Annotated in this window: 12 protein-coding genes; 9 read left to right on the forward strand and 3 right to left on the reverse strand. The window is 66.4% G+C overall.

Annotated elements, in window-relative coordinates; all coding sequences use genetic code 11:
* Positions 1-158: 158 nt before the first annotated feature.
* Positions 159-1,046 (reverse strand): LysR family transcriptional regulator, encoded by an 888-nt coding sequence (locus AC07U1_RS06255; protein WP_495177122.1) that lies wholly within the window; start codon positions 1,044-1,046, stop codon positions 159-161.
* A 95-nt stretch (positions 1,047-1,141) separates the two neighbouring features.
* On the opposite strand from AC07U1_RS06255, the gene AC07U1_RS06260 reads away from it, so the two are divergent.
* The 9 genes from AC07U1_RS06260 (at position 1,142) to mmsB (ending at position 9,027) form a co-directional block, all read left to right on the forward strand.
* Positions 1,142-2,635: a CoA-acylating methylmalonate-semialdehyde dehydrogenase gene (locus tag AC07U1_RS06260; protein WP_492737886.1), complete on the forward strand. Its 1,494-nt coding sequence runs from the start codon at positions 1,142-1,144 to the stop codon at positions 2,633-2,635.
* Between the two features lie 10 nt (positions 2,636-2,645).
* Positions 2,646-3,581, forward strand: a complete 936-nt coding sequence (locus AC07U1_RS06265) for a polysaccharide deacetylase family protein (RefSeq protein WP_495197666.1) — start codon at positions 2,646-2,648, stop codon at positions 3,579-3,581.
* 47 nt (positions 3,582-3,628) lie between these two features.
* Positions 3,629-4,171: a hypothetical protein gene (locus AC07U1_RS06270; RefSeq protein ID WP_495177120.1), complete on the forward strand. Its 543-nt coding sequence runs from the start codon at positions 3,629-3,631 to the stop codon at positions 4,169-4,171.
* 23 nt (positions 4,172-4,194) lie between these two features.
* Entirely contained in the window at positions 4,195-4,494 is a 300-nt protein-coding gene (locus tag AC07U1_RS06275; RefSeq protein ID WP_495177119.1) for an I78 family peptidase inhibitor, read from the forward strand.
* Positions 4,487-4,891: a RidA family protein gene (locus AC07U1_RS06280; RefSeq protein ID WP_495177118.1), complete on the forward strand. Its 405-nt coding sequence runs from the start codon at positions 4,487-4,489 to the stop codon at positions 4,889-4,891. Before AC07U1_RS06275 ends, AC07U1_RS06280 begins: the two co-directional genes overlap by 8 nt.
* Positions 4,888-6,033, forward strand: coding sequence for an acyl-CoA dehydrogenase family protein (locus AC07U1_RS06285; protein WP_495177117.1), 1,146 nt, complete (start codon positions 4,888-4,890; stop codon positions 6,031-6,033). Before AC07U1_RS06280 ends, AC07U1_RS06285 begins: the two co-directional genes overlap by 4 nt.
* Positions 6,034-6,213: 180 nt before the next feature.
* Positions 6,214-7,260, forward strand: a complete 1,047-nt coding sequence (locus tag AC07U1_RS06290; RefSeq protein WP_495177116.1) for an enoyl-CoA hydratase/isomerase family protein — start codon at positions 6,214-6,216, stop codon at positions 7,258-7,260.
* Entirely contained in the window at positions 7,257-8,039 is a 783-nt protein-coding gene (locus tag AC07U1_RS06295) for an enoyl-CoA hydratase-related protein (RefSeq protein ID WP_495177115.1), read from the forward strand. Before AC07U1_RS06290 ends, AC07U1_RS06295 begins: the two co-directional genes overlap by 4 nt.
* Before the next feature lie 118 nt (positions 8,040-8,157).
* Positions 8,158-9,027, forward strand: a complete 870-nt coding sequence (gene mmsB, locus AC07U1_RS06300) for a 3-hydroxyisobutyrate dehydrogenase (protein WP_495177114.1) — start codon at positions 8,158-8,160, stop codon at positions 9,025-9,027.
* Positions 9,028-9,142: 115 nt separating this feature from the next.
* Here mmsB and AC07U1_RS06305 read toward each other — a convergent pair whose 3' ends face one another.
* Both AC07U1_RS06305 and AC07U1_RS06310 read right to left on the reverse strand, forming a co-directional pair.
* Positions 9,143-9,370 (reverse strand): hypothetical protein, encoded by a 228-nt coding sequence (locus AC07U1_RS06305; protein ID WP_495177113.1) that lies wholly within the window; start codon positions 9,368-9,370, stop codon positions 9,143-9,145.
* 152 nt (positions 9,371-9,522) lie between these two features.
* A complete protein-coding gene (locus tag AC07U1_RS06310) occupies positions 9,523-11,556 on the reverse strand; it encodes a 3-hydroxyacyl-CoA dehydrogenase NAD-binding domain-containing protein (protein ID WP_187139201.1) in 2,034 nt (677 codons plus the stop codon).
* Between the last annotated feature and the right edge of the window lie 10 nt (positions 11,557-11,566).

Below are 11,566 nucleotides of genomic sequence, written 5' to 3' on the forward strand. Positions count from 1 at the left end.
GTTCCTGATTTGTTCTATTAGCGCTTTTGGCTGTGCGCTTGTCAAGGCGAGTCAGGGCTTGTGATTTCCATCGTCATTGCGAGCGAAGCGACGCGGCAATCCAGGGCGCGCGTAAACCGCTCTGGATTGCTTCGCTTCGCTCGCAATGACGAAAGAGGCTAATCCGGCACGAACAACCCCCGGCTCTCGCGCACCTCGGCGTCGAGCCAGTCGATGAAGGCGCGGATGCGTGGTTGCGGGGCGACGTCGCGGTGGAGCGCGAGCCAGAAGGCGCGCGCGATGACCTGCTCGGGTCGCACCCGCACCAGCGCCGGGTCGTTCGCGGCGAGGAAGCAAGGCAAAACCCCGACCCCGGCGCCGCCCGCGATCATCCGCCTTTGCGCGAGAATGCTCGACGAGCGCACCCCGGCACGCAGCCCCGGCTCGATCTCACCCAGATAGTCGAGTTCGGGGGCATAGAGGATGTCGGGCACATAGCCGATCACCGGCACCCCGGCGCGCGACAGCGGCGTCGCGGCGACCGCCGCTTGCCAGTCGGGTCGGTCGGCGGGGGCATAGAGGCCGAGGCTGTAGTCCGACAATTTGCGCGTGATCAGCGGGCCTTTTCTAGGCCGCGCGAGCAGCACCGCCATATCGGCCTCGCGCCGCGAGGGGTTGAGAAACCCCGACGAGGCGACGAGGTCGATCTCGAGCTCGGGATGCGCGGCGACGAAACCCGCCAGCCGCGGCGCGATGAAATTGCCCCCGAACCCTTCGGACACGCTGATCCGCAATTGCCCCGACAGCGCCGCACCGCCGTCGCCGGCCGAGCGGATGCGCGCCGCCGCCGCCGCCATCGCCTCGGCATGCGGGACGAGCGCGCGGCCGGCCGCCGTAAGCAGGAAACCGCCCGGCGCGCGTTCGAACAATGTCTGTTGCAAAGCGGCCTCAAGCGCGCTCAGCTGGCGGCTGACCGTCGTCGCGTCGACCTGCAGCGCCGCCCCGGCGCGCGCGAGCGTGCCCTGCTGCGCGACGGTCAGGAAATATTGCAGCTTATCCCAGTCCACAGCCTGCAAATATGCAGCATTGCCCTGCAAGTCTATCCCTTGCAATCGCGGCGCGCTTGGTCTGTGGAAGGCGCAACATTTTTGGGAGACAGACCATGCGACAGATCGACCATCTTATCGTCGGCGGCGCCGGTGGCAGCAGCCGCCGCAGCCCGATCTTCGACCCCAACAACGGCAATGTGCAGGCCGAGGTCGCTTTGGGCGACGCGGCGCTGCTCGACAAGGCGGTCGCCGCGGCGAAGGCGGCGCAGCCCGGCTGGGCCGCGACCAACCCGCAGCGCCGCGCGCGCGTGATGTTCGAGTTCAAGCGCCTCGTCGAAGCCAATATGGACGAACTCGCGCATCTGCTGTCGAGCGAACATGGCAAGGTGATCGCCGATTCGAAGGGCGACATTCAGCGCGGCCTTGAGGTCATCGAATTCTGCTGCGGCATCCCGCATGTGCTGAAGGGCGAATATACGCAGGGCGCGGGTCCGGGCATCGACGTCTATTCGATGCGCCAGCCGATCGGCATCGGCGCGGGCATCACCCCGTTCAACTTCCCCGCGATGATCCCGCTGTGGATGTCCGGCGTCGCGATCGCGACCGGCAACGCCTTCCTGATCAAGCCCAGCGAGCGCGATCCCAGCGTTCCGGTGCGCCTCGCTGAACTCTTCCTCGAAGCCGGCTTGCCCGCAGGCATCTGCCAGGTCGTCCATGGCGACAAGGAAATGGTCGACGCGATCCTCGATCATCCCGACATCGGCGCGGTCAGCTTCGTCGGCTCGTCGGACATCGCGCATTATGTCTACAATCGCGGCGTCGCCAACGGCAAGCGCGTCCAGGCGATGGGCGGCGCGAAGAACCATGGCATCGTCATGCCCGACGCCGACCTCGACCAGGTGGTGAACGACCTTGCCGGCGCCGCCTTCGGCTCGGCGGGCGAACGCTGCATGGCGCTTCCTGTGGTGGTCCCCGTCGGTGACGAGACCGCCGAGCGGCTCAAGGCCAAGCTGATCCCCGCGATCGAGGCGCTGCGCGTCGGCGTGTCGACCGATGCCGAGGCGCATTACGGCCCGGTGGTGACGCAGGCGCACAAGGAAAAGGTCGAGGGCTGGATCCAAAAATGCGCCGACGAGGGCGCCGAGCTGGTGGTCGATGGCCGCGGCTTTTCGCTGCAGGGGCATGAAAAGGGCTTCTTCATCGGCCCGACCCTGTTCGACCATGTCACCACCGACATGGAATCGTACAAGGAAGAGATTTTCGGCCCCGTGCTGCAGATCGTCCGCGCCCCCGATTTCGAAACCGCGCTGGCGCTGCCCTCGAAGCATCAATATGGCAATGGCGTCGCGATCTTCACGCGCAACGGCCATGCCGCGCGCGAATTCGCGGCGCGGGTCAACGTCGGCATGGTCGGCATCAACGTGCCGATCCCGGTGCCGGTCGCCTATCACAGCTTCGGCGGCTGGAAGCGTTCGGCGTTCGGTGACACCAACCAGCACGGCATGGAAGGCGTGAAATTCTGGACCAAGGTCAAGACGATCACCGCGCGCTGGCCCGACGGATCGCCCGACGGCGGCAATGCTTTCGTCATCCCGACGATGGGCTGACACTGCCTTGTTGCGGCGGCTGTTCCTGCCTCTGCTGATTCTGTTGCTGCTGCCGGTTCCGGCGGCGGCGCAGAAGATGATCGCGCTGTCGTTCGACGACGCGCCGCGGGGGCGCGGGGCTTTCTTCACGCCCGAGGAGCGCACCGCGCGCATCGTCGCCGAACTGAAAAAAGCGGAGGCGCCGCAGGCGGTCTTTTTCGTCAACCCGGCGGCGATCGGGCATGGCGACGGGGTCAATGGCGAGGCGCAGCTCGCCGCCTATGTCGCCGCCGGGCATGTCATCGCCAACCACAGCAATACCCACCCGCATCTGAGCGGCATGACGGCGGATGCCTATCTCGCCGACATCGATGCCGCCGAGGTCTGGCTCAAGGGCCGCCCCGGCTATCGCCCCTGGTTCCGCTTCCCCTTCCTTGACGAGGGCGGCAAAGACAAGGTCAAGCGTGATGCGCTGCGTGCGGGGCTCGCGGCGCGCGGCTTGCGCAATGGCTATGTCACCGCCGAATCGTCCGACTGGCATCTCGAATCGCTGGCGATCGCGGCGGCCAAGGCCGGCAAGCCGATCGACCGCGCGGCGCTCGGTGACCTCTATGTCACCTGGCATGTCGAGGCCGCCGACTATGCCGACGGGCTGATGCAGCAGGTGATCGGGCGCCAGCCGGTGCAGGTGATGCTGCTCCACGAAACCGACCTCGCCGCGCTCTATATCGGCGACCTCGTCCGGGCCTTGCGGGCGGCGGGCTGGACCGTGGTCAGCGCCGACACCGCCTATGCCGACCCGATCGGCACGCTGATGCCCGACGTGCCATCGGCGCAGGGCACGCTGACCGAGGCGCTGGCCTGGCAGGCCGGGCTGCCCGCACCGCGCTGGTATCGCTACAACGACCCCGCGCTCGCGACCGCCGAATTCAATGCCAAGGTGCTGCACGAAGGGGGCGGCGAATGAAACCGCTCCCGGCGCCCGCGCATTTCTCCTCGCGAAGGAGAATGACGATGAAAGCCTATCTGCTCCCCCTTGGTGTGTTGATGCTCGCCGCCTGCGGCGATGCGACCGACAAGGCCGCGCCCGAGGAAAAGGCCAGCGTCGCGCCCGCCGTTCCCGATGCGCCTGCCGAAACTTCGCCCGCAGCTCCGGCGGCGACCGCCACGGAAGACTATAAGCCCGATCCGGCGATCAAACCGCCCGCCGCGTTCGAAGCGGGCGTCGGTAGCGGCGACAAGGCGATTCCCGCCGCGATCCAGGGGCGCTGGGCGCTCGACGCGAGCGATTGTCCCAAGCGCCCGGGCACCGATCTGACCGCACTGGTGATCGACGCCGCGAACCTGCGCTTCCACGAATCGCACGGCGAACTGGCGCGGGTGCGCGAACGCGGCGCGACCCGTATCGTCGCCGACTATAAATTCAGCGGCGAGGGGATGGACTGGGATCGGCTGATGGTGCTCAGAGTGGCCGACGGCGGCAAGGCGCTCGTCCGTCGCGACTATGGCGATGGTGCCGCGCCGGACGCGATGCGCTATACGCGCTGCGCCGGATAATGGTTTTCAAAGGGAGACTCACGATGGACATTCGCCTGCTCGCAATCGCCGCCGTCCTGCCGCTTGCCGCCTGTGCGGGCAGCGATGCGCCCGTCGAATCGACCCCGCCGCCTGCCGAAGCGGCCTGCAAGGCCGATGCCGCGCAATCCTATGTCGGCCAGATCGCAACCCCCGATCTTGGCGGCGCGATCCTCAAGGCATCGGGCGCGCGCACGCTTCGCTGGGGCCCGCCGCGTTCGGCGATGACGATGGACTACCGCGTCGATCGCGTGAACGTCATGTATGACGACGCGTACAAGATCACGCAGGTCACCTGTGGCTGACGCGTCCCGGCGTAACCACTCTTCGGCGTCCCCGTTCGAACCCGTCTATGGCTACAGCCGTGCGGTTCGGGTGGGGAATCGCATCGACGTCGCCGGCTGCGCGCCGATCGAAGCCGACGGCTCGTCGACCCCCGGCGATGCCGGGGCGCAGGCCGCACGCTGCCTGACGATTATCGCCGAAGCACTCGCGGCGCTCGGCGGGTCGCCCGCCGACGTCGTGCGCACGCGCATGTACATCACTGACCCCGCCGACGCCGACCTCGTCGGGCGCGCGCATGGCGCGATGTTCGGCGACATCCGCCCGGCATCGACGATGCTCGTCATCCCCGCGCTGATCCGCCCCGAGTGGAAAGTCGAAATCGAAGCCGAAGCCATCCTTATCGAGAAGAGCGCATGACCGACCAGTTCCAGCTTACCGACGACCAGCTCGCCATCCAGGACATGGCGCGCAAGTTCACCGCCGATCGCATCACGCCCTTCGCCGCCGAATGGGACGAGAAAAGCCATTATCCCGTCGATGTGTGGAAGGCGGCGGGCGAACTGGGTTTCGGCGCGATTTATGTCGCGGAGGAATCGGGCGGCATCGGGCTCGGCCGGATGGAGGCGGCGCTGATCATGGAGGCGATGGCCTATGGCTGCCCCGCGACCAGCGCCTATGTGTCGATCCACAATATGGCAACGTGGATGATCGACCGCTTCGGCGGCGCCGAGATCAAGGCGCACTTCCTGCCCGACCTCGTCAGCATGGAGAAGATCGCCAGCTATTGCCTGACCGAACCGGGTTCGGGCTCCGACGCCGCGGCGCTCAAGACCACCGCGAAACGCGATGGCGACCATTATGTGCTCAACGGCACCAAGCAGTTCATCTCGGGCGCGGGGTATAACGACATCTATGTCTGCATGGTCCGCACCAGCGAGGAAAAGTCGAAGGGGATCAGCTGCCTCGTCATCGAAAAGGATACGCCGGGTTTGAGCTTCGGTGCGCCCGAGAAGAAGCTCGGCTGGAATGCATCGCCGACCGCGCAGGTGATCTTCGAGGATTGCCGCGTGCCGGTCGAAAATCTCGTCGGTGCCGAGGGCGACGGCTTCCGCTTCGCGATGGCGGGGCTCGACGGCGGGCGGCTCAACATCGGCGCCTGCTCGCTCGGCGGCGCGCAGCGCTGCCTCGACGAGGCGATCGCCTACACCAAGGACCGCCAGCAGTTCGGCCAGCCGATCGCCGATTTCCAGAACACCCAGTTCATGCTCGCCGACATGGCGACCGACCTCGAAGCCTCGCGCGCCTTGCTCTATCTCGCGGCGGCGAAGGTCACCGCGAACGCCCCCGACAAATCGCGCTTCTCGGCGATGGCGAAGCGGCTCGCGACCGATAACGGCAGCAAGATCGTCAACGACGCGCTGCAATTGTTCGGCGGTTATGGCTATTTGCGCGATTATCCGATCGAGCGCTTCTGGCGCGACCTGCGCGTCCATTCGATCCTCGAAGGCACCAACCAGGTCATGCGGATGATCGTCGGACGGGACCTGCTGCGGCAGTAGTTATCCCCTCTCCCGTCGGGAGAGGGTTGCGCAGACTTGCCAGCTTGCTGGCTGGTCGTAGCTGGGTGAGGGGCGGTGCGCCATCGACAGGGCGTAACCCCTCGTCCAACTCCGCCTAACCGCTTTCAGCGGTAAGGCTTCGATATCCTTCTCCCAATGGGAGAAGGTTTGTGAGGGTGAATGACCGAAGATATTCTCATCTCGACCGAAGGCGGCGCGGGCCGGCTGTCGCTCAACCGCCCCAAGGCGATCCACGCGCTCAATCTCGACATGGTGCATGCCATGACCGACGCACTCGTCGCGTGGAAAGACGATGCCGCGGTGCAGGCGGTGCTGCTCGATCATAGCGAAGGGCGCGGTTTCTGCGCCGGGGGCGATATCGCCTTCCTGCGCAACTCGGCGCTGACCGACGACGGCGTCTCGGGGCGCCGCTTCTTCCACGACGAATATCAGCTCAACCATCTGCTCTTCACTTATGGCAAGCCGGTGGTCGCCTTCATGGACGGCATCACCATGGGCGGCGGGGTCGGGATTTCGCTGCCCGCCCGCTATCGCGTCGCGACTGAGAACACACGCCTCGCGATGCCCGAAACCGGGATCGGCCTGTTCCCCGACGTCGGCGGCGGCTGGTATCTCTCGCGGCTCGAAGGCCGCGTGGGTCCCTTCCTCGCGCTCACCGGCGCACGGCTCGACGGCGCCGAATGCCTCGCGCTCGGTCTCGCGACCCATTATCTCCCGGCGGACAAGCTGACCGAGGCCAAGGCACGCATCGCCGAGCACCCCGACCGCATCGGCGGCATCTTGGGTGAGCTGTCGGTGACCCCGCCCGAGGCGAAGATCGCGGCGCAGATTCCCTTGATCAACCGGCTCTTCGCATCGGACCGGCTCGAAGATATCTTCGCCGCGCTCGAGGCCGACGACGGCGAATGGGCGGCGAAGGAACTCGCGGCGCTGCGCACCAAAAGCCCGCAGACATGCAAGGTCGCGCTGCGCCAGCTGGCAGACAGTCTCGATTTGCCCGATTTCGCCGCCAACATGGCGATGGAATATCGTATCGGCAGCCGCGTCCTGACCCGCCCCGACTTCGCCGAGGGCGTGCGCGCGGTGATCGTCGAGAAAGACAATGCCCCCCAATGGAATCCCGCGACGCCCGAAGGCGTCGGCGACGATCTGATCACCGCGATCTTCGCGCCGCTCCCCGAACAGGAAGAATGGAAACCGCTATGACCTACGAAACCATCCTCGTCGAACAAAAGGGCGCGGTGACGCTCGTCACGCTGAACCGTCCGCAGGCGCTGAACGCGCTGAACTCGGGCGTGCTCGACGACCTGATTGCGGCCTTCGCAGCGTTCGAAGCCGATGATAGCCAGCGCTGCGCGGTGCTCACCGGCTCGGGCGACAAGGCCTTTGCTGCGGGTGCCGACATCAAGGAAATGGCCGACAAGCCTGCCGCCGATTTCTACCTCGAGGACTTCTTCTCGAAATGGACGAGCGACTTCGTGAAGAAGGTCCGCAAGCCCTGGATCGCCGCGGTGAACGGCTTCGCATTGGGCGGCGGCTGCGAGCTCGCGATGATGGCCGATTTCATCATCGCCAGCGAAAAAGCGAAATTCGGCCAGCCCGAAATCAAGCTCGGTGTCGCCCCCGGCATGGGCGGATCGCAGCGGCTGACCCGCGCGGTCGGCAAGGCGAAGGCGATGGAAATGTGCCTCACCGGCCGGATGATGGACGCCGCCGAAGCCGAACGCTCGGGCCTCGTCGCGCGCGTCGTCGCGCATGAAGGCCTCGTCGACGAAGCGGTGAAGACCGCGACCACGATCGCCGCGATGCCGCCGATGGCCGCGATGGTGAACAAGGACATGGTCAACGCCGCGTTCGAAACGACGCTCGACCAGGGGTTGATCTACGAACGCCGCCTGTTCCAGATCCTCGCCGCGACCGAGGACAAGGCCGAAGGCATGGCCGCCTTCATCGAAAAGCGCGAAGGCGTGTGGAAGGGGCGGTGAGCCCGGTGCCCCTCCCGCTTGCGGGAGGGGTTAGGGGAGGGTCTGTTTCCTCTCCATCAGTGCAATATTCGGGACAGGCCCTCCCCCGGCCCCTCCCGCAAGCGGGAGGGGAGAGACAATGAAAATCGCATTCATCGGACTCGGCAATATGGGCGGCGGCATGGCTGCCAATCTCGCCAAGGCGGGCCACGAGGTCCGCGCCTTCGACCTCAGCGAGGAAGCGCTCGCCCGCGCGGTCGAGGCAGGCTGCACCCGCGCCGCATCGGCGGCCGAAGCCGTCACCGGCGCCGAGGCGGTCGTGACGATGCTTCCCGCGGGCAAGCATGTCGCGGGCGTCTATGAAGCCGACGTCTTCCCCAACGCCGCGCCGGGCACCTTGCTGCTCGACTGCTCGACGATCGACGTCGCGACCGCGCGTTCGAACATCGAAGCCGCCACCGCCAAGGGCCTCGTTGCGGTCGACGCGCCGGTGTCGGGCGGCATCGCCGCCGCCAATGCCGGCACGCTGACCTTCATGGTCGGCGGCACCGGCGAGGGCTTCGCGCGCGCCGAACCGATCCTTGCCAGGATGGGCAAGGCGGTGATCCATGCCGGCGACGCGGGCGCGGGGCAGGGGGCGAAGATCTGCAACAACATGCTGCTCGGCGCCTCGATGATCGCGACGTGCGAAACGCTTGCGCTCGCGCAGAAGCTCGGACTCGATCCGCAGAAATTCTTCGACATCGCCAGCGTGTCGTCGGGGCAGTGCTGGTCGCTGACCAGCTACGCACCGCTTCCCGGCGTCGGCCCGGTGACCCCTGCCGACAACGGCTATGCGGGCGGCTTCGCCGCGGTTCTGATGCTCAAGGATTTGCGTCTCGCGATGGAGGCGGCGGCGAGCGTCGACGCCGATGTTCCGATGGGATCGAAGGCGCGCGAACTCTATGAGGCGTTTGTCGAGGCCGACAAGGACGGCCGCGACTTTTCGGCGATCATCCAGACGCTCTAACCCAGCCAATCCAAACCCCACTCCGTTTGCATCGAGCGAAGTCGAGATGCGTCTGGCGCGGTGCTGGCGTGTCTCGACTTCGCTCGACACAAACGGGAGGTTGGGATGACGGCTGCTAGTAGAAATCCGCGGTCTCGCCGCCATCCTTCCGTTCGCCGCGATGCACCTGCGTCGGTGCCTTGCGGTCGCCCGTGCGGACTTCCAGCCGCCCATCGACCCGCCGCACTTCCGCCGGCGCGATGATCCGCGCCCGCGCGATGCCGACCGCGCTCGCTTGCGGCGTCGCGACCGGCGCCGAGGCGGCCGTGCTTCCGGTGAGCATCAGGATGGCGAGCAGGGACATGGCATTCATGCTCTGCCCTAACGGCAGGTCTTGCCAGCGCTTTAACCCTGAATCGCAAGTCTTCGCTCATGCCTGCGGCGGCTCCCGGGCAAAAGAAAGGCCGCCTGCCCCGCGGTGGGACAGACGGCCTGCCTTTCGTGAGCGAAGGGGTTTTAGAAGCCGCTCTTCGCCTCGGCCTTTTCCTTGAGCAGCGGGGCGACTGCGAAACCATGCTTCTCGAGCGCCGCGACGATCTTGTCGGTGCCTTCCAGTCCCGCCCAGAACATCGGGCCGCCGCGATAGACCGGCCAGCCATAGCCATAGATCCACACGACATCGATGTCCGACGCGCGCTGCGCCTTGCCTTCAGCCAGGATCAGCGCGCCTTCGTTGACCATCGGGTATAGCGTGCGCTCGATGATTTCCTGGTCGCTGATCTCGCGCTTCGCCTTGTTCGACTGCTGGCGGAAATCCTCGATGATCTCGGCGACTTCGGCGCTCGGGGTCGGGTTGCGCTTCTCGTCATAGTCGTAGAAGCCCTTGCCGGTCTTCTGCCCCCAGCGGCCCTTGGCGGCGAGCGCGTCGCGGATGCTTTCGATGCGCGTCGGGTCGCGGTGCCAGCCGATGTCGACGCCGGCGAGATCGCTCATCTGGAACGGGCCCATCGGCATGCCGAAATCGACATGGACCTTGTCGATCTGCTGCGGCGTCGCGCCTTCCATCAGCAGGTTCATCGCCTCGACCTGGCGCGGCTTGAGCATGCGGTTGCCGATGAAGCCGTCGCACACCCCAGCGACCACCGCGACCTTGCCGATCTTCTTGCCGATCGCCATCGCGGTGGCCAGAGCGTCGGGCGCGGTCTTGTCGCCGCGCACCACTTCGAGCAGCTTCATGACATTGGCGGGCGAGAAGAAGTGCATACCGAGCACGTCGCCCGGGCGGCTCGTCGCGGTCGCGATCTCGTCGATGTCGAGGTAGCTGGTGTTCGACGCGAGGATTGCGCCGGGCTTGGCGATCGTATCGAGCTTCGCGAAGATTTCCTTCTTCACGTCCATATTCTCATAGACCGCCTCGATGATCAGGTCGCAGTCGGCGAGATCGTCGAGGTTGAGCGTCGGGGTCAATATGCCCATCATTTGCTCGACCTGCTCGGGCTTGAAGCGACCCTTGGCAGCCGAAGCCTCGTAATTTTTGCGGATCACGCCGGTGCCGCGGTCGAGCGCTTCCTGCTGCATCTCGACGATGGTGACGGGAATGCCCTTCTGGAGGAAGTTCATGCTGATGCCGCCGCCCATCGTGCCGGCGCCGATCACGCCGACCTTCTTGATGTCGCGCAGCGCGGTGTCCTTGGGCAGGCCGTCGATCTTCGCGGCCTGGCGTTCGGCGAAGAAGATGTGGCGCTGCGCCGCCGACTGGCTGCCGAACATCAGCTTGGTGAATTCTTGGCGCTCGAAGGCGAGGCCCTCGTCGAACGGCAGCCGCGTCGCGGCCTCCACACAGGCGAGGTTCGCATAGGGCGCGTCGAACCCGCGCCATTTTTTGGCGTTGGCGGTCTTGAGCTGTTCGATGATCGCGACGTCGCCGAACACGGCGCGTTCGCGCGTCGGGCGCGGGCCGTCGGCGATCTTGGTACGCGCAAAGGCGATCGCGTCGGCGGCGAGGCTGTCCTCGCCCGCGAGCGCGTCGACGAGGCCGAGTTCCTTCGCCTTGGCGGCAGGCAGCGGATCGCCGGACGACACCATCGTCGCGGCGGCTTCGACGCCGACGACGCGCGGCAGGCGCTGGGTGCCGCCGGCACCGGGCAGCAGGCCGAGCTTGACCTCGGGCACGCCGAGCTTCGCCGAGGGCACCGCGACGCGGTAATGGCAGACGAGCGCGGTTTCGAGCCCGCCACCGAGCGCGGTGCCGTGGATCGCGGCGACGACCGGTTTGGTCGCCTGTTCGATGCTGTTGAGCACCGCGTTGAAATCGGGACCGCGCGGCGCCTTGCCGAATTCGCTGATGTCGGCGCCGGCGATGAAGGTGCTGCCGTCGCAGCGCAGCACGATCGCCTCGACGCTGTCGTCGGCGAGCGCGGTCGCGAAGTGATTGGCGAGGCCCTCGCGGACGTGCCAGCTCAGCGCGTTGACCGGCGGGTTGTTGACGATGACGACGGCGACATTGCCGTCCTTCTCCAGCGTGACGCTGTTCGGGGTTTCTTCGGACATTTCAGGCTCC

The organism is Sphingopyxis sp. GW821-FHT02C12 (assembly GCF_059421785.1).

Excerpts from the sequence above, each read along its gene's own strand:
- AC07U1_RS06260 (WP_492737886.1), top strand. The coding sequence starts at position 1,142 with ATGCGACAGATCGACCATCTTATCGTCGGCGGCGCCGGTGGCAGCAGC.
- AC07U1_RS06270 (WP_495177120.1), top strand. The coding sequence starts at position 3,629 with ATGAAAGCCTATCTGCTCCCCCTTGGTGTGTTGATGCTCGCCGCCTGC.
- AC07U1_RS06275 (WP_495177119.1), top strand. The coding sequence starts at position 4,195 with ATGGACATTCGCCTGCTCGCAATCGCCGCCGTCCTGCCGCTTGCCGCC.
- AC07U1_RS06285 (WP_495177117.1), top strand. The coding sequence starts at position 4,888 with ATGACCGACCAGTTCCAGCTTACCGACGACCAGCTCGCCATCCAGGAC.
- AC07U1_RS06290 (WP_495177116.1), top strand. The coding sequence starts at position 6,214 with ATGACCGAAGATATTCTCATCTCGACCGAAGGCGGCGCGGGCCGGCTG.
- AC07U1_RS06295 (WP_495177115.1), top strand. The coding sequence starts at position 7,257 with ATGACCTACGAAACCATCCTCGTCGAACAAAAGGGCGCGGTGACGCTC.
- mmsB (WP_495177114.1), top strand. The coding sequence starts at position 8,158 with ATGAAAATCGCATTCATCGGACTCGGCAATATGGGCGGCGGCATGGCT.
- AC07U1_RS06305 (WP_495177113.1), bottom strand. The coding sequence starts at position 9,370 with ATGTCCCTGCTCGCCATCCTGATGCTCACCGGAAGCACGGCCGCCTCG.
- AC07U1_RS06310 (WP_187139201.1), bottom strand. The coding sequence starts at position 11,556 with ATGTCCGAAGAAACCCCGAACAGCGTCACGCTGGAGAAGGACGGCAAT.